We start from the raw sequence: 17,171 nt of genomic DNA, 5'->3' as shown, positions 1-17,171 counted from the left end.
CGATTTTGTCTATGAATTTTTCAAATCTACTGTAATGTCTTTAACCTCGGCGATTAAAAGGGAGCCTAAACCCTGAGCAGGTTAAAGCGACAGTAACTAACTGCTATATTTTCATAACCCCGCCAGTGTTGGCAGATGTAACTAACTTTGCGTATTTGGCTAAGTAGCCAGATTTGATTTTAGGTTCTGGTTTTTGCCATAAACGGCGTCTTTCTGCCAGTACCTCGTCATCAACAATTAATTCAATCGTTCTTGCCTCAAGATCAATGAGAATCTTGTCGCCATTCTCAACGAGCCCGATAGGACCGCCTTCAGCAGCTTCCGGTGAGATATGGCCAATGGAGATTCCACGGCTTGCGCCAGAGAAACGACCATCAGTAATGAGAGCAACTTCCTTCCCTAAACCGCGGCCGGCAATTGCTGATGTTGGAGCAAGCATTTCTGGCATTCCTGGTCCGCCTTTAGGTCCTTCGTAACGAATGACGACAACATGACCAGCCTTAACAGTTCCATTATTAATCTTTTCCAGTGCTTCATCTTGGGACTCAAAAACAATTGCTTCACCAAGGAAAGTTTTAATAGATGGATCAACAGCACCAACTTTGATAACACCGCCATCAGGAGCAATGTTTCCATATAGAATGGATAGACCGCCAACAGGGCTATATGGATTATCTTTAGTCCGAATGACTTCTTCATTTGTTATTGTTGCATCCTTCACATTTTCAGCAAGAGTCTTACCGGTAATACTTAAACAATCTTGATGGAGCGCACCTTCTACTTTACATAACTCATTAAGAATGGCACTAACTCCTCCAGCGCGATGTACATCATCCATAGAATAATCAGACGCCGGCATAATTTTAGATAAATACGGAACTCGTTCAGCAATTTTATTAATTTCACGTAGATCATAGTCAATACCAGCTTCATGAGCGATAGCTAAGGTATGTAGAACGGTGTTTGTCGATCCCCCCATAGCCATATCTAAAGCAAATGCATTGTCTATTGCTTCTTTAGTGACAATATCTCGTGGTTTAATATCCTTTTTCACTAATTCAACTAAGTGTTTTGCTGCTTGTCGAATTAACTCGTGTCTTTCTTCAGAAGTAGCTACAATTGTTCCGTTACCCGGAACCGTCATACCTAACACTTCCATCAGACAGTTCATTGAGTTTGCAGTAAACATTCCAGAACAAGATCCGCAAGTAGGGCATGCTGCAGTTTCGATTTCAAGCAGTTCCTGCTGAGTCATTTTTCCGCTATGGTAAGCTCCAACTCCTTCAAAAACAGAAGTAAGTGAAAGATTTTTTCCGGTAGAGGAAACACCGGCTTCCATTGGGCCTCCAGACACAAAAACGGAAGGGACGTTGGTTCTAACTGCTGCCATTAACATTCCAGGTGTGATTTTGTCACAGTTCGGAATGTAAAATACACCATCGAACCAATGAGCATTAATGACGGTTTCAGCACTATCAGCAATAATTTCCCGGCTTGGAAGGGAGTAGCGCATTCCCACATGACCCATTGCTATTCCGTCATCTACACCGATAGTATTAAATTCAAAAGGGATTCCGCCAGCTTCACGGATCGCTTCTTTTACAATTTCACCGAAATGATTAAGGTGTTTATGTCCTGGGATAATCTCAATAAATGAGTTACAGACACCAATAAATGGTTTTTCTAAATCTTTTACTGTTACCCCTGTTGCGTATAATAGGCTTCGGTGGGGAGCACGATCAATTCCCTTTTTAATCATATCGCTTCGCATTTTCTAATCTCCTAACTGACAACAGCGTGGTTTGCTGATTCAGGGTAACAAGCCACTCCGTCTGTTGTTACGATTTTTCTAAATTCTTCTAAAAGGTCGTTTGTAACGTTTCCTGGTTTTCCGCCGCTAATTACCCGTCCATCGACATTAATAACAGCAATAACTTCTACAGCTGTTCCAGTCAAGAACACCTCGTCAGCCACATAAACATCGTGGCGAGTAAATGGAGATTCTTTAACCTCATAGCCTTTCGCTTTTGCTACATCGATGATAGCGTTCCGAGTTATACCTTCTAACGCTCCCAAGTAAACAGGCGGGGTATAAATCACTCCATTTTTTACAATGAAGATATTATCCGCAGATCCTTCTGTTACATAGCCTTGATCATTTAACATTAATGCTTCTTCAACACCAGCTTGAGTAGCTTCTAATTTAACTAAAATATTATTTAAATAATTTAGTGATTTTACCTGTGGGCTTAATACATCTGGGCGATTTCTTCTACTTGGAACTGAAGCAATCTTAATTCCCCGATCATAATATTCCTGAGGAAACATTTTCAATTCCTCTGCGATGATAATAACGCTTGGTTTCGAGCAGGAAGAGGGGTCGAGTCCGAGATTTCCTTTACCTCGCGAAACAACAACACGAATATAGGCGCTGTTCAATTCATTTTTTCTGATCGTATCGACAATTAATTGTGTCATTTCTTCCTGTGTATAAGGAATATTCAGCATAATGGATTGTGCTGATTCGTACAGTCTTTTTAAGTGAGCATCGAGCCTAAAGACGTTTCCGCTATAAACACGAATGCCTTCAAATACTCCATCACCATATAAAAAACCATGGTCAAAAACTGAAACTACAGCATCCTCTTTCTTAACGAAATCGCCGTTAAGGAATATCCATTGACTTCCCAACCTAACCACTCCTTTTAGTGATACAACGCTTTAGATAATTAAAATCTGTTGAAAAAAATACCTATGCCATAACTCCTAGTTCATAGGATGAGTGAAAGCATGCTCATTTGTTAGAATATTTAATTCAAATTATATTTTCAGTTATCTTACACCCAATCTAAATCTTGGTCAACACAAAAATCTGACAATTCAAATAAATTAAAATTATTGTTAGCGTTTTCATCCTTGTCAGATTAAGGTTGGAAGAAAATAAAAATAGTAAAAAAATTTTTTTTGAGGTCAAAAAAGAAGAGTTGAAAGGAGTAATTTCACACGGGGATTCTACTATAGTCAAGTAAAAAAACAGATTGAATTATGAGGTCAATTCCACAATAAAGAAGCGTACTTTAGTTTTTTACTATAGTTGTTTTTTACTTTTCCTACTATTTAATTTTTGCGAGATATTCGTATACTTCACGAAGATTTTTATAACCCTTGGACTGGGCAAGTGTTAAATAATGACTCCAAATCTTTGCTGTCAGTTTTGCATCCTCTAGAGCATGGTGCCGATTGATTACTTCAATCCCACATTGCTCGCAAGCGTCTTCTAGTGGAATGGATTTGATCAAAGGATTTGATAAGCGAATCAGAAAGGAGGTATCGATAATTCTGTGTTCGAACCTAGTTTTTAATAAATCCCATGTCAGTTTTTGCATAAAAGATTGCTCATGCTTGGCGTGGTGGGCGACAAGTGGTTGATTCTTAACAAATTTGAAAAATTCCAGCAGCACTTCTGAGGCCATAGGTGCACTGCTTAGTTCCTCATTGGTAATGTTGGTCAGGGTGGATATTTCATCTGAAATGGTTTGTGGTGAATATACCAGTGAATAAAAGGTTTCTGTTTTCGATAGCTGATTACCGTTCATTTTGATGGCACCCACCGAGATGACCCGATCTCCTTTTTCGGGATAGAAACCGGTAGTTTCTAAATCAAATACAACAACCTGTAATTCCTGTAAAGGTGTGTCTAGGCAATTGTTTTCTTTCATTTCTTTTTGCAGCTGTCGGATGAAAGAGATATTTTGCATATTGGTTTGCCCTTGAACACCTGCGTAAATATTGGAGCCAAGTTTGCCTGACATAGTCCTGAAAAATTGAATCATATCATTCATTCCCATTAGGTATCCTCCTTTTCTATTAAATTTTTTACATAACGGTACAATGCCATCCCGTTTCTTAGTATTTCTTTTACCTCTTCCTTTTGTTTTTTTGAGAGGGCGGAGATAGGAAGAAAGTGGCTATTTTCGTAATTGTCTGGTTTTGATAGAGTTAGACGAAAGTTTAGTAATTTTATGAACTGTTGTTTATATATTTCTCCCTTAATAGAAGGAAGTTCTATTTCTGACAGCTTTTCCAGTCTTGAAATAGTAGAGGTCTCAAAGATATTCCCTTTTATAGCCAATAAACGAACCGCATTTACATATGGAAAAAGGGCTTTCTCTTTTATATTTAAGGAGCCTGTATGTGGTCCGTGTGTTTCCACTAGTATTTGCCCCATTACACCGAGGCCCTTTTTTAGGTATAGCGTATTATTAAGTATTTTATTAAAGAGGCACTCTTTATGGATAATCTGATATACTTCTGTTTTTAAGTTTTCTAGAAAGTATGCTTCACCATAAAGGGATCTTCCGTCTATGAAGATCAATAAATGACGAATAGATTCCCAGTTTGAGTTGAATGACCAATTTACTAATTGCTGCCTCCATTCGGGAAGTGATTTACACCATAAGGGATTGCTTGCCATAACAGCTCCATCACAATACGCATATCCGGCAAGTTGTAAACCTTGTGAGATTTCTTTTCCTAACGCCATAAAATATTCGTTTATTGAATCTCCTTGTTGTTGATAAATAATGCCGTGATCCTGATCGCTCCAGATGGATTGCTCAAATCGTCCAGCACTGCCCATCATGAAAAAAGTGAAGGGGCATGGGGGGGAGCCGAGAAATTTTTCTGTTTGTTTAACTGAAACAGAAATTACTCGCTGTATGATTTCATCATGTAGCATATTTAACTGTAAATGATTGCGAGATACCCAAATGATGTGGTCATCACGGAATCTCCTAATCTCTAAGTAGCTGGCCATCCATTAAGTTACCTCCTCTTCTATAAATATATTCCATCCCCTTGAAAGGGGATGGAAGGGGGAATTAAGCCTTTAACTTTGATTCTGAACTAATGATCGACATTTCGGTCTTGACCATTTCAGGGTATCCATAGCTTCCGTGTTCACTTAAGTCAAGACCAATAATCTCTTCTTCTTCTGTAACGCGCAGCCCGTTCATAAAGGCTTTCATAATGGTTAATAGGATAAAGGAGACGATGAAGGCAAAAGCACCACTGCTAACAACTCCTAATGCCTGAACTCCAAGTTGATGTAGGCCGCCTCCGTAAAATAAACCTGGCTCACCAACTGTTGCTAATTCGGGTGTTGCAAAAAAACCTGTTGATAAGGTTCCCCAAATTCCTGCTGCACCGTGTACAGACAATGCAGCGATTGGATCATCAATCCCTTTGCTTTCAAAGAATCGAATGCTATAAAATACTAGGAAGCCTGCAATGAAACCGATTAGGACTGCGGCCCATGTATCAACAAATGCACAGGAGGCTGTGATAGCAACTAGTCCAGCTAAGGCACCATTTAACATCATTGGGACATCTGCTTTGCCCATTACAATCCAAGAGATAATCATTGCTGCAATCACACCTGCACCAGCAGCTAGGTTTGTGTTAACTGCTACGAAACCAAAGAAGGCGCCGTCAACAGAAACTGTACTTCCAGCGTTAAATCCAAACCACCCAACCCATAAGAGTAATACGCTTAAGGCAGTGAACACTTGATTGTGTCCAGCAAGATTATTTGCTGACCCATCTTTATTATATTTTCCGATACGAGGCTTTAGGATTAATGTGGCTGCAAATGCTGCCATTGCGCCTGTTAAGTGAACAACAGTTGAGCCTGCGAAATCTTGTTTACCATGATCTGTTAACCAGCCGCCGCCCCAAATCCAGTGGGCAATGGGTGGATAAACAATCACTGAGAATAGTACTGCAAATACGAGGTATGCTCCTAATTTCGCTCTTTCTGCAAAGCCCCCAAACGCAATGGTTAAGGATATACCTGCAAAAGCTAATTGGAACAAAAAGAATACTGAACCGGAAAGTGCTAGACCTTCGATATCATATCCTGAGTAGAAGAAGTCCGAAAGTCCGATAAGTGGATTTCCTTTACCAAAGATTAAACCGTAACCTACTGCCCAAAATACGATAGACGAGATACCAAAAGTAAGAATCGTTTTTCCTGCAATATGACCAGCATTTTTCATGCGGGTTGATCCAGTTTCCAGAAGGATGAATCCTCCAATCATCAGGATGACAAGAACTGCTCCAACCATTACCCATAAACTGTTCATTAAGAATATAGTATCCATTCATTCTCCCCCTTGAGTTCATGTTAATTTTCTTAACATTTAGTGTATTTGTATTTTTACATGGATTTAAAGTGGATTCTACAATTGTGTAAGGTTACCTGACATGGTTTTTAGAGTTCTCAAAAAAATAAGTGAGTTTTTTATGAAAAAGAGGCGGGGGAGAGGGTGAGTTTTGTAAAAAAACCATCCTCTTTAGAGAGTTTACTTGTGAGGTGTAAAACGGTAAATAACAGACCAAATCACATCAACTTCACAGTCCATTCCACAGTCAAAAAGGCTTAGAGGTGCAACTATCTCTATGCTTTTAATTTTCTTCATGAAACCACCCGTAAGTTGTACAAGTTTAGTAGACGCTAAAGCAAGTTTGATAAATAAGCGGAGAAATTTCACTTAATCTCGAAATAGCACTGAAAATTGCTTAATTAGACGGAAGGATTCCGACTATCGACACGAAAAACATGAAATGGGTAATTTTGCTTTGCTTAATCGGAAAATCTCCGCTTATATACCCGAACCGATCTCTATTCTGAAGTCTAACCGAAAAATCTCCGCTTAAAATCACTGGTTACTCAATTAAGGATAAGGCTTCCTATTTTTCAAAAAACCAAGTAAACCTCATTTAGAGGCGTTGAGGGGGGACCTTCGTTTTGCCACATGTACCAAATCTCAAAAATTCACACACACAATCAATAAAAAACGCACTGTGAATTATATTGTCAATTCAAGTGCGTTTTGCTATGTGTTTTATATTGTTTGAACCTCTAATGTAAACCTGTTACTTTATTAAGAAGATGGTCCTTTTCGCAGCCCAAACTGCGCATTCAATTGTCCTTGAATCATTTTTCTAGTAATCTCATTCTGGTTTTGCTTTTTCTGAGCTCGAAGCATTTCTTTTCTAATTTCATGTGTTTGAACACCATCTTCAATTTTGTTTGCAATTTCCACTAATAACTCAACATCTGCAAAGGAATATTTTCTGCTCCCGCCAGCAGACCTTTCGGGGAAAATTAATTTACGTTCCTCATAATAGCGTATTTGCCGCTCTGAAAGACCGGTTAGGTCTCTTACAATCCCAATCGTTATCACCTTTTTATCTTTATATGAAGAATCATTTGCCATTTTTGATCTCACCACGCTCTTATGTGATTAGGTTTATATTTTAATTTATGTTAATTTTCCTTACATTGATTGGATTTTTTTAGGGGGAATGTCTTTTTGAAAATTGTTTGCAGTTCACTTAATGTGAGGGAATGTAGTTCATCGTCAGAAGCGTTATAAAGACCAGATTCAATTAATCTATTAATGTAAAATAGTTTAAGTGTTTCGATTCCTTTACGCAATTGATTTTTCATTTCCTTCCCTCCATGGTTATCGATTTTGAATGGCTCTAATCAGTTCATGTGCATGTGAGCCCAGTTTTTTCATGAGCTCTTCATACAATTCATCTCTTCGTTTATCTAGCTGAAGGATCCTTTCGGCTAATTTGATATCATTCATCGTATACATAGCTAATCTCCCCTTATCTAAACAGTATGTATTCTAAAAGTTAACGAAATAATTTAAATTTGTCAGGGGTTGTGTCAGAAACACTGACATGATTTTTGATTTGTTAGTATAAATCTTACAAATTGAAAAGAACCAGGTGTTGACTGCCTGGTTCTTACATACTTTTAAAATTCGCCATCAAATGGTGTGAATGGGAAGTTAAAACGTCTTTCCACTGCACGCAGGCGTTGGTTAACCCGCTGTAGACGTCGTTGAAGTTGGTTTACATCACGTTGAAGTTGATTAATTTCTCTTTCCTGACGCTGATTTTCTCTTTCGAGCTGATTGACTCTGCGCTCAAGCTGTTGTGGTTGTCTATCTGGATCATACGGGTCATATTGGTTTTGTTGAGTATACGAATCAAATTGTTCAAATTGATTGTAATCATACTGTGTTGGTGGTACTTGATAATAGCCATAAGGATACATTGGGCAACTCTCCTTTTTTAAATGAATACCATATAGGTTATGTAGTCATTCGCGGAGAGTGTGGGCATGTGCCTAGGTCATGTAAGGTAAATAATGGAAAAATCAACAGAATAAAACAATTAACTCTTTAATACTATTTTTATATTACATTTATACATCATTAAAAAGGAAAACAAATAAAGTGCGCCAATAAAATATTGAATAAGTCAATAAAAAAAGTTATAATCACTTATATTCTAAAAATTTAAAATGTTTCAAAGATTAGTTTTTTAAAAAAATATTAGGGGGTCAAAAATGAAGAAGGCAAAATATTTTGTAACGTTTATGGTCATGGCTTTTATTTTAGTTCTAACCGCTTGCGGCTCTAGTGAAACAAGTGGAAATGGCTCTGATTCCGGTGACAAAAAGAAAGCTCTCCGCGTTGTAACTGACGCTGCCTATGCACCATTTGAGTATCAAGATAAAGGTGAAATTGTAGGATTTGATATTGATTTAATTAAAGCTGTTGCGAAAGAAGCAGGATACGAGATTGATATTGCTCACACAGGCTGGGATCCAATTTTCGTAGAATTAGAGAAGAAAATTGCCGATATTGGTATTTCGTCTATTACCATAAATGATGATAGAAAGAAAACATATGATTTTTCTGTACCATACTTCTTATCTACCAATAAGATTATGGTTCCAGAAGGCAGTGATATTAAAAGTGCTGAGGATTTGAAGGATAAAACTGTTGCTGTTCAAAATGCAACCACTGGACAGGAAGCAGTTGAAGGTCTTCTTGGTAAAAACAGTCCACAGATAAAAAAGTTCGAAAACAATAACTTAGCAATCCTTGAGCTGAAGGCTGGAGGAGCAGATGCTGTTGTTGCGGATAATACAGTAATTGAAGAATATGCAAAAAACAACCCAAATGATAAATTTGTCATTATTGAAGATAAAGACGCGTTTGCACAAGAGTTCTATGGGTTAATGTTTTCGAAGGGAAGTAAGTTAAAAGCTGATTTTGATAAAGCGCTAAACGAAGTATTTGAGAACGGAACGTATACGAAAATCTACAATGAATGGTTTAAGGTAGATCCTGATATACAATTACTAAAAGATCAACAATAATAAGAACAAAAATTGCGTAACTCTTATTAAGTAGATGTTACGCAATTTTTGCTTTAATACCAAGTCTTACATCATTTAAAAGAGAATCAATGTTTCATAGGGGGTTTGATTATGGATATACAATGGAATATTTTAGCGGAATACGCACCCTTTTTTCTTAAAGGGACACTGCTCACAATAGGACTATCATTAGCTGGTATTGCATTAGGGACTGTCCTTGGTTTATTTATCGGATTAGGAAAAATGCTGAAAAATAAATTTCTTTCCTTACCGTTTGCTATTTATATTACCTTTTTCCGTGGTACTCCAATGCTCGTGCAAATTATGCTAATTCATTTTGCGGTCGTACCGCTATTTACCGGTGAAACGAATGCTGTGGCTGCGGCGATTCTAACACTTTCATTAAACTCTGCAGCGTACATAGCTGAAATCTTTCGTGCAGGAATTCAATCAATTGATAAAGGGCAGATGGAAGCGTCTCGCTCTTTGGGTATGACGCATGTACAAGCTATGCGTTATGTTATCCTTCCTCAAGCATTTAAACGAATGATTCCGCCGCTAGGTAATGAATTTATTGTCTTAATCAAAGAATCTTCTCTCGCTTCGTTAGTCGCAGCTCCTGAACTCATGTATTGGGGACGAGCCATGCAAGGTCAATATTTTCGTGTATGGGAGCCATATATTACGGCAGCACTCATTTACCTTGTTTTAACGCTTTCGTTAAGCTTCGTATTAAGCCGTCTTGAAAGGAGGCTGGCCACAGAATGATTGAAGTGAAAAGTTTAAAAAAATCATTTGGTACAAATATGGTACTAAAGGATATTAGTGTAACGGTTAAGCCACAAGAGGTGGTAGTCGTGATTGGTCCATCTGGTTCAGGTAAATCTACATTCCTGCGCTGTATAAATCTATTAGAGACGATTACGGATGGACATGTCTATATTGAAGGGACGGATATTACCGACAAAAAGACAGATATCAATAAGGTAAGGACGGAAGTGGGGATGGTCTTTCAGCAGTTTAATCTATTCCCTCATAAAAAGGTCATCGAAAATATCATGCTCGCTCCAATGAAGGTTCGAAATATATCTGCTGAGCAGGCAAGAAAAAAAGGTTTAGAGCTTTTAAGAAAAGTAGGATTAGAGGAAAAAGCTGAGGCATATCCTGATTCCTTATCAGGCGGTCAAAAGCAGCGTGTGGCCATTGCTAGAGCGCTTGCGATGGAACCGAAAATCATGCTGTTTGACGAACCAACCTCGGCGCTTGACCCTGAAATGGTCGGAGAGGTTTTGGAGGTTATGAAACAGTTGGCAAAAGAAGGTATGACCATGATTGTGGTCACGCATGAAATGGGCTTTGCTAAGGAAGTAGGAGACCGCGTAATATTTATGGACGAGGGTCTTATTGTCGAAGAAAATACTCCAAATGAATTATTTGATCATCCAAAGGAACTTCGAACAAAAGCCTTCTTAAGTAAGGTTTTATAAAATCGGAAGGCAGGTGCCTTCCGATTTTTTTACTTCTTATTATTTTTCAAAGTTAAACACTTCGACGACTTTATCTGCTTTTATACGATTTTGGCAGAGTCTAAATAATTCGTTTAAGAACTCTGTTATCTCTAATGTAGTGTCAGGAATTTTAATATGTACCTTTCTCGAGCCAAACATTTGCTTGAAATAGGCTTTTCTTTGATCGTTTTTCCCGTCACGTTTTAAAGGATTGTACACCCATGAGATATACGGGATTCCATCAATTTCTTCGATGACCCTTAGTTCCGCCGCTGTGGTGGATTTATTATGAAGGTAAATGACTAAATAATAGTTGTCATTTCGGTGCCAATCGATTAATAGAAAATAGTAGGTTGTCTCACTATCAATACGCGTAACCTCAAAGGCTGCGGTGGTTTGTTTTCCATTGGTCCATTGATGAAATCCAGGCAATTTTCCATTTACTGTTTCTAATTTCTTAATATCATAAATGGCCGGTTTTGAAACCTCGATTAAATCTGCCAGATAAACAGCTTGTTTTTTTTCCAAAGTGAATGCTCCTTTTGGTCGATTGAAATCATTATACGTTGAATTTGGATAAATGTAGAAGCATAATGAGAAGTATTGTATCGAAATTGAAATATAATTGAAATCTGAATTAAAAATTCGTTTGGTAGAATCGATATAATTGGGACTAAAAATGAGTACGCAGTTCGTATTGTATAGAGGAATATTTCTGCCTCTTTTCCATATGAATGACATAGAAGTGGTGGTATAGGAGGGTACGTCATGACATTGGAAAGTCAGTTAATAAAAAAAGAATATTATCAAATGTACATAAATGAACAAGAAAGTGTTCAGCCAATCCGTGTGTTAGGCGAAGCATATCAGGAAGAGCTCCAAAAAGACCTGCCTGATTTAACGTCTATCCGCTTTGCACAAGGTGAAATTTATTTCCATAATCGAGACTATGAAGCGGCCATTTTTAAATGGGAGAACATTACGGGTGAGCTCGAACTATGGGCGAGAAAAAATATCGCAGATGCCTACTATGAATCAGGTCTTCTCTCGAACGCAGAGGATCTTTATCTTTCGATTGAGACCCATAATCTCACATTAAAAACAGAAGTTTCCCTGCAGTTATTTTCACTCTACATTGATCGAGAAAAGCATGAGGAAGCAGTTGAAATAATCAAAAAAACAATTGGTTCAAACCCTGATTACCCAAATGTGACAGATATCGCAAGGGCCTATTTTGAGGATCAGCAGGACTGGGCTAATGCCATTGAGCTGGCAGTAAATGAAGCGAAACGAACAGGTTCAATTGACTGGTATGATACAGTAAATTCTTATGTAAAAAAAGGTCTTACAAAAAGTTTAAATCCAAATTACTTCACCCAAGCAATATTTGAATTGTATAGCTTAGATCAGAGAATGTTTGAAGAGTTGACAACTTCCCTTTGGAGGAGTTACCAAGATGAGGAATGTTATTTCACATGGCTTAAAGAGGTAAATCATTTACTGTTAAATCTTGATCTTAGCCGAAATCTTCATTTTGAATTCCTTTCAGAGCTTCATTATCAAACTTATTTTGGTTTAATAAATGGAAACTTCATTATGAAAACGCTAGAAGACCTAGTGCCAGACCTTTTAACCAATTGGCTGCGATTGTCTGTTCCAAAGCATACAGTCTTAGTATCAGCGGCGGTATTGTCATGGAATGAGCTCTTTCCAACAAGTATAAGCATGTCCATTGTTAGTGAAGCTGAAAATCTTATTAGTGAAACAAATAGTAATATTGACGAGCTAGAAGAGAGTTTAAATCTCTTTGAGGCAATTATTAGTTGGGCAAAGACAAAAGATATGGGTGAAAATAACCATTTAAAATGGGTGGTTCAGCAATTAAATGATTTTGATACCCATCACCTATTCATTACAGGTTTGAGCGGAAGTGGAAAGTCTGCTTTCGTAAATTCAATCTTGGGTGAGGAAATTCAGGACAGCCCAACATCGTCACTTGTCATGTTTAAAGACTTTGAGGAACTGAATATCTATGAAATAACAGATCATGAAACCATTAAACTCGCAGATTTCACACATTTTCAAGAGCGAATGGATCGACGCCGGAATGCGCTTGAGTCGATTATCGAATTTCAACAACCATTTCCATTTCTATATGAGCAAAAGCTGACATTAATTGAAACGCCAGGATTAAAAGGCAGTCATCAAGATCGATATGAAGTCCTGCAATATATTCAACTGGCGGATACATTATTATTTGTAATAGATGCAAATGCACCATTCACGGAGAAAGAGAAGGTCATTCTTTCACAAATTAATGAGCTTGCACCTGATATTCCTATCCACTTTCTCTTAAGTAAAATGGATACGATTGTTAACGAGCAGGAGGCAATAAAGATTTACGATGAAACTAAGTCTAAGATTCAGACTTACTTACCTGAGGCTGAAGTATTTGCCTATTCCTCCCAATACGAAAGAGGACAGCAATTACTAGAATTAAAGGGCTTTATGCAATCAATCACAGATACAAGGAACATTGCAGACAAGCGCTTGGCTAAGCTTTTATTCTTCATACGGACTACTATTTCTAGGCTGTTGCAAAAGAGAATTGATGTTGAGAATCAATTAATCGAGTCGGTCCGCTGGAATGAAGAAGTAGTAATGAAGTTAAATGGAGCTCTTAATCAATTAAAGGACACTGAGGCACAAAAAATAAAAGCCATTACAAGATCATACCGTACCATTAAGGAATCCATTCAAAATGAAATTTCTATCGAAGTACCGAAAATATTACAGGAATGCTCGGAGTTAATTGCGGAAGATAGCAACATTAGCACCATTCATATCGAGCTAAATGATGTGATGAACAAGCGATTACAAGATTACCTGGAGCAGGAGGTAATGCCGAAGTATTATACTTCCCTTCAAGAATGGATTAACAGTAGTAAAGAGGAATTTGCGCAAGGACAAGAATTTTTAGATGAGATGGCAGAAGGTTTAAATAGCTTATATGGGGAAGAGAGAATTAAGCCATTATGCGACTTTAAAGTTCTCGATGATTGGCATAGGGATACCGATAGAATGACAAGCCGGTTCCAATTAGAAAAGGTAAATATCTTACTTCGCAACACTCCATCACAATTCTTATTAAAGAGTGCAGGGAAGCTCTTTGGAGCGTTATCTCAAAACAAATCGTTACTTTATAACAAATACAAGGATTTTGTGAAAAACGACAGCTATTCTGAACCAACTGAGGTTGTTATTGAACGCTTTTTCCAACAGTTTGAGTTATTTGAAAAATCACTTGAAAGAGATATAACATTGTTCTTTAGACAGCCCTTGAAAATCCTTAATGAAGCAATTGAGGAATCACTGTCTCAAATATCAGCAAATCAAGATATCTTGAAAAAAATGAATACGAACCCTGAAATGTTCCGTGATCCGTTGACGCTGTTTGAAGTTAGACTACGTCAATTTGAATGGGCCACACTAGCAGGAAAGGGTGTACACACGATTTATTAATAATGCTCTGTTAAGACTGAATGCTGATTTCAATGTGTTTGGAGAATAAGCGGAGAATTTCCGTTTAAATTGGGAGATATCCATATTTCTTTAAAAATAAGCGGAGTCTTTCCGCTTAATTTATCTAAATCCTTGGATTTTGTCTTATTTAAAGCAGTTAACCGGAATATCTCCGCTTATTTCTGCTTCTAAGGTTCCTCTATATACAATAGCCGGAAATTCTCCGCCTATGAATTCTCAAACCTAAATCAACAATGAATAATAACAGAGCTATTAATAAATAAAGGGTGCCTCACACACAGTGGGCACCCTTTACTATTAAACAAAAGCCGCTATAATGATTTCCATAATCGTCAATGCTACCACATGATAGCCTGCGCTTATGAAGAATAAGGTGTAGTTACGGCTCTCAAAGAAAGTAGGGGTTACCTCCAATAGCCCAAGTATCTATAAACCTTTTTCCTCAAGCAATTTGATCAATAAATCTGGCCGATTTGTCAATATACCATCAGCGCCTGCGTCAATCAGTTTTTCCATCGTTCTTGGATCATCAATCGTCCAGTAATGGATGTCCATGCCAAGACGGTGTGCCCCATCAATTAACCTTTTGTCTGTTAAATCAAAGCCGCTGTCCTTAACAGGGATTTGGAAGGCATCGACTTTTGGTACATAAAGATTTCGCAAAAAGAATTTATGAAGAACAACAAAGTTTTTAACCTCTTGTCGGCCGGCTGAAACGGCAACACGACCTTTGCCATACTTTTCAAACGTTTGGATAATCTTTTGGTCGAATGAGCCAATAAGGATTTTATCTTCCATTTGGTATTTTTCAATTAGGTCCCATAATTTCGAAGCCATTTCTTCTATTCTTTCAGGAGGATTATCGTCTTTAATTTCTATTTCTATTTTTATGTCTTTAAATGTTTGAAACATCTCATCGACCGTTGGAATATAAACACCCTTACCACGGAAACTATAGTTGCCATCTAAGTCTTTAAAATGATAACCTGCATCGAGCGCTTGAAGTTCTGCTAAAGTAAGGTCTGCCACATTGCCTTTTCCATTAGTTGTCCGGTTAACACCAGGGTCGTGGATTGTAACTAAATGACCGTCCTTTGTAATATGTATATCTGTTTCAAGGACATCCACTCCCATGTTTGCAGCATTTCTAAAGGAAGCCATTGTATTAGAAGGTGCCAACAATTCACCGCCCTGGTGGGCAATGACTAATGGACGGTTATGATTAAAAAAGTTTTTCTGCTCGATTTGTTTAACTGGAAATAAATTAATAACGAACAGGAAAATGACAATAGCTGCTACGGTCATTTTTAAAGACAGCAGTACCTTCTTCTTTCTCCTTGTTTTCTCTAAAGTAACGTGTTGCATAATAGTGCTCCTCTACTAATAGCCTTAAGAAAAATCAACACGATTAATCGAAGCCAGGCTGCTGGAAATAGGTGCATCATCATGGATGGATAGCAACGACTGGAATTTCGATTACTACTATTCATGATACCTGAGTTGACTGAAAAAAGATAACGATTAAACAGGATAAATAGTGAAAAGAAGATGTTTTCATATTTTTATTTCTACTATTCTGTGCTATTATTTAGTGATACGAAATAAACGAACTATTCCTCCATTTTCTATAGGAAGATAGATAGGGGTGTTGTTTTGAAAGAACGTTTGTGGACTAAATCTTTTATTATGTTGATGATTGGAAATCTTTTTGTATTCATGTCTTTCCAAATGCTTATCCCCACATTACCACCTTACATTAAATCCATAGGAGCATCTGGGCTGGAAATTGGTCTTGTAACGGCATTGTTTTCGATCGGTGCAGTGTTGATAAGACCCTTTATTGGATACATGCTCGAATACAAACAAAGGAAGGCACTTGTATTAATAGGAGCGGTCATTTTATTAATCATTACCGTCCTTTACCCTATCTCAAGAATTGTCATGATATTTTTATTTATTCGTTTTATTCACGGTCTTGCATGGGGCTGGTCAACAACAGTTAACGGGACCGCTGCGGTAGATGTCATTCCATTTTCACGGCTGGGTGAAGGAATGGGCTATTTTGGGCTGTCAACCACAATTGGTTTCATTATCGCTCCTAGTCTAGGAATCTTTTTATATAATGTTACTTCCTTTACCAACCTCATTATTATTTCAGGATTACTAGGTTTTATTTCAGTTGTTTTGCTCGCACTTGTACATTACAAAACACCTGAAGCAGTGTTAAAAAACCAAAAGGAAAGTCTTAAATTTTCCTACCTCGGTTCACTTGTGGAGAAATCGAGTTGGTACCCATCTTTTATTACCATTATTATTTGTCTTGGTTATGGTTCAGTCTCTACCTTTATCGTCATCTTTGGGGAAGAAAGAGGCATTGAACAAATTTTCTTATTCTATATTCTTAATGCAATTGTTGCCACAGCGGCTAGACCGTTAGCAGGAAAGTGGTTTGATGAAAAGGGTCCAATTGGCATGATTTACTTTTGTATTTCGGCTACGTTTGTTGGGTTATGGGTCCTTTCCTATGCACAAACCGATTTCATGCTTGCTGTAGCAGGCGGATTGTTTGGACTTGGTTTTGGCTGTGCCTTACCAACCTTACAATCATGGACCTTGTCCATGACGCCCGAAAACCGAAGAGGAGTGGCAAATGGAATGTTCTTTTCATCCATTGATTTTGGGATCGGATTAAGCGGCATTATCTTCGGGACAATAGCTCAATTCACAGATACGGCTAATCTTTTCCGGATTAGTAGTCTCTTTTTAATTATGGCTATCGTATTAACTGTGCTAGAAGTTAGGAAGAAAAAGGTTACTCCGAAGGAAAGAGTTGTGTCATAAATAAAAGGTCAGAACCTCTAATGTAGGGGGCT

16 protein-coding genes are annotated in these 17,171 nt (G+C 37.7%); 5 read left to right on the top strand and 11 right to left on the bottom strand.

Annotation, left to right across the window (positions count from 1 at the left end; genetic code table 11):
- Positions 1–103: 103 nt before the first annotated feature.
- From ilvD to ACN6MT_RS28725, 9 genes are all read right to left on the bottom strand, one after another.
- On the bottom strand, positions 104–1,771 hold the full coding sequence (gene ilvD, locus ACN6MT_RS28765) for a dihydroxy-acid dehydratase (RefSeq protein ID WP_419954198.1): 1,668 nt from the start codon (positions 1,769–1,771) through the stop codon (positions 104–106).
- A gap of 11 nt (positions 1,772–1,782) precedes the next feature.
- A complete protein-coding gene (gene ilvE, locus ACN6MT_RS28760; protein ID WP_419954197.1) occupies positions 1,783–2,691 on the bottom strand; it encodes a branched-chain-amino-acid transaminase in 909 nt (302 codons plus the stop codon).
- A gap of 422 nt (positions 2,692–3,113) precedes the next feature.
- A complete protein-coding gene (locus tag ACN6MT_RS28755; RefSeq protein WP_419954196.1) occupies positions 3,114–3,848 on the bottom strand; it encodes an exonuclease domain-containing protein in 735 nt (244 codons plus the stop codon).
- Positions 3,848–4,816: a DUF294 nucleotidyltransferase-like domain-containing protein gene (locus tag ACN6MT_RS28750; RefSeq protein WP_419954195.1), complete on the bottom strand. Its 969-nt coding sequence runs from the start codon at positions 4,814–4,816 to the stop codon at positions 3,848–3,850. The genes ACN6MT_RS28755 and ACN6MT_RS28750 overlap by 1 nt, the downstream gene beginning before the upstream one ends.
- 64 nt (positions 4,817–4,880) lie before the next feature.
- Positions 4,881–6,161 (bottom strand): ammonium transporter, encoded by a 1,281-nt coding sequence (locus tag ACN6MT_RS28745; protein ID WP_419954194.1) that lies wholly within the window; start codon positions 6,159–6,161, stop codon positions 4,881–4,883.
- A 783-nt stretch (positions 6,162–6,944) separates the two neighbouring features.
- Entirely contained in the window at positions 6,945–7,280 is a 336-nt protein-coding gene (locus ACN6MT_RS28740) for a MerR family transcriptional regulator (RefSeq protein WP_034677397.1), read from the bottom strand.
- Positions 7,281–7,330: 50 nt separating this feature from the next.
- Positions 7,331–7,513, bottom strand: coding sequence for a Fur-regulated basic protein FbpA (locus ACN6MT_RS28735; RefSeq protein WP_419954193.1), 183 nt, complete (start codon positions 7,511–7,513; stop codon positions 7,331–7,333).
- A 16-nt stretch (positions 7,514–7,529) separates the two neighbouring features.
- The gene (locus ACN6MT_RS28730) at positions 7,530–7,667 is read right to left on the bottom strand and encodes a hypothetical protein (RefSeq protein WP_419954192.1); all 138 of its coding nucleotides are present in this window, start codon (positions 7,665–7,667) and stop codon (positions 7,530–7,532) included.
- Between the two features lie 164 nt (positions 7,668–7,831).
- Complete coding sequence (locus ACN6MT_RS28725) at positions 7,832–8,134, bottom strand: hypothetical protein (protein ID WP_034677395.1); 303 nt, start codon at positions 8,132–8,134, stop codon at positions 7,832–7,834.
- Positions 8,135–8,428: 294 nt separating this feature from the next.
- Between ACN6MT_RS28725 and ACN6MT_RS28720 the strand changes: the two genes are divergently transcribed.
- The 3 genes from ACN6MT_RS28720 (at position 8,429) to ACN6MT_RS28710 (ending at position 10,734) form a co-directional block, all read left to right on the top strand.
- Complete coding sequence (locus tag ACN6MT_RS28720; RefSeq protein ID WP_419954191.1) at positions 8,429–9,247, top strand: basic amino acid ABC transporter substrate-binding protein; 819 nt, start codon at positions 8,429–8,431, stop codon at positions 9,245–9,247.
- A gap of 111 nt (positions 9,248–9,358) precedes the next feature.
- On the top strand, positions 9,359–10,015 hold the full coding sequence (locus ACN6MT_RS28715; protein ID WP_419954190.1) for an amino acid ABC transporter permease: 657 nt from the start codon (positions 9,359–9,361) through the stop codon (positions 10,013–10,015).
- Positions 10,012–10,734, top strand: a complete 723-nt coding sequence (locus ACN6MT_RS28710) for an amino acid ABC transporter ATP-binding protein (RefSeq protein ID WP_419954189.1) — start codon at positions 10,012–10,014, stop codon at positions 10,732–10,734. The genes ACN6MT_RS28715 and ACN6MT_RS28710 overlap by 4 nt, the downstream gene beginning before the upstream one ends.
- Positions 10,735–10,773: 39 nt before the next feature.
- On the opposite strand, the gene ACN6MT_RS28705 is transcribed toward ACN6MT_RS28710, so the two are convergent.
- On the bottom strand, positions 10,774–11,283 hold the full coding sequence (locus tag ACN6MT_RS28705; RefSeq protein ID WP_419954188.1) for a hypothetical protein: 510 nt from the start codon (positions 11,281–11,283) through the stop codon (positions 10,774–10,776).
- 240 nt (positions 11,284–11,523) lie between these two features.
- Between ACN6MT_RS28705 and ACN6MT_RS28700 the strand changes: the two genes are divergently transcribed.
- The gene (locus ACN6MT_RS28700) at positions 11,524–14,277 is read left to right on the top strand and encodes a dynamin family protein (protein ID WP_419954187.1); all 2,754 of its coding nucleotides are present in this window, start codon (positions 11,524–11,526) and stop codon (positions 14,275–14,277) included.
- A 447-nt stretch (positions 14,278–14,724) separates the two neighbouring features.
- On the opposite strand, the gene ACN6MT_RS28695 is transcribed toward ACN6MT_RS28700, so the two are convergent.
- Positions 14,725–15,663, bottom strand: a complete 939-nt coding sequence (locus ACN6MT_RS28695) for a glycerophosphodiester phosphodiesterase (RefSeq protein WP_419954186.1) — start codon at positions 15,661–15,663, stop codon at positions 14,725–14,727.
- A 288-nt stretch (positions 15,664–15,951) separates the two neighbouring features.
- Here ACN6MT_RS28695 and ACN6MT_RS28690 point away from each other — a divergent pair, with 288 nt between their 5' ends.
- The gene (locus tag ACN6MT_RS28690) at positions 15,952–17,139 is read left to right on the top strand and encodes an MFS transporter (RefSeq protein ID WP_419954185.1); all 1,188 of its coding nucleotides are present in this window, start codon (positions 15,952–15,954) and stop codon (positions 17,137–17,139) included.
- Positions 17,140–17,171 lie beyond the last annotated feature (32 nt).

This window comes from Neobacillus niacini (genome assembly GCF_048572935.1).
Taxonomy (GTDB): domain Bacteria; phylum Bacillota; class Bacilli; order Bacillales; family Cytobacillaceae; genus Neobacillus; species Neobacillus niacini.
The sequence above is the reverse complement of the archived record's forward strand: the minus strand, read 5'-3'. Positions and strand labels throughout refer to the sequence as shown.

What these genes read in the sequence shown, in the direction of transcription:
- ilvD (WP_419954198.1), bottom strand. Translation starts at nt 1,771, where the DNA reads ATGCGAAGCGATATGATTAAAAAGGGAATTGATCGTGCTCCCCACCGA.
- ACN6MT_RS28755 (WP_419954196.1), bottom strand. Translation starts at nt 3,848, where the DNA reads ATGGGAATGAATGATATGATTCAATTTTTCAGGACTATGTCAGGCAAA.
- ACN6MT_RS28750 (WP_419954195.1), bottom strand. Translation starts at nt 4,816, where the DNA reads ATGGCCAGCTACTTAGAGATTAGGAGATTCCGTGATGACCACATCATT.
- ACN6MT_RS28745 (WP_419954194.1), bottom strand. Translation starts at nt 6,161, where the DNA reads ATGGATACTATATTCTTAATGAACAGTTTATGGGTAATGGTTGGAGCA.
- ACN6MT_RS28740 (WP_034677397.1), bottom strand. Translation starts at nt 7,280, where the DNA reads ATGGCAAATGATTCTTCATATAAAGATAAAAAGGTGATAACGATTGGG.
- ACN6MT_RS28735 (WP_419954193.1), bottom strand. Translation starts at nt 7,513, where the DNA reads ATGAAAAATCAATTGCGTAAAGGAATCGAAACACTTAAACTATTTTAC.
- ACN6MT_RS28730 (WP_419954192.1), bottom strand. Translation starts at nt 7,667, where the DNA reads ATGTATACGATGAATGATATCAAATTAGCCGAAAGGATCCTTCAGCTA.
- ACN6MT_RS28725 (WP_034677395.1), bottom strand. Translation starts at nt 8,134, where the DNA reads ATGTATCCTTATGGCTATTATCAAGTACCACCAACACAGTATGATTAC.
- ACN6MT_RS28720 (WP_419954191.1), top strand. Translation starts at nt 8,429, where the DNA reads ATGAAGAAGGCAAAATATTTTGTAACGTTTATGGTCATGGCTTTTATT.
- ACN6MT_RS28715 (WP_419954190.1), top strand. Translation starts at nt 9,359, where the DNA reads ATGGATATACAATGGAATATTTTAGCGGAATACGCACCCTTTTTTCTT.
- ACN6MT_RS28710 (WP_419954189.1), top strand. Translation starts at nt 10,012, where the DNA reads ATGATTGAAGTGAAAAGTTTAAAAAAATCATTTGGTACAAATATGGTA.
- ACN6MT_RS28700 (WP_419954187.1), top strand. Translation starts at nt 11,524, where the DNA reads ATGACATTGGAAAGTCAGTTAATAAAAAAAGAATATTATCAAATGTAC.
- ACN6MT_RS28695 (WP_419954186.1), bottom strand. Translation starts at nt 15,663, where the DNA reads ATGCAACACGTTACTTTAGAGAAAACAAGGAGAAAGAAGAAGGTACTG.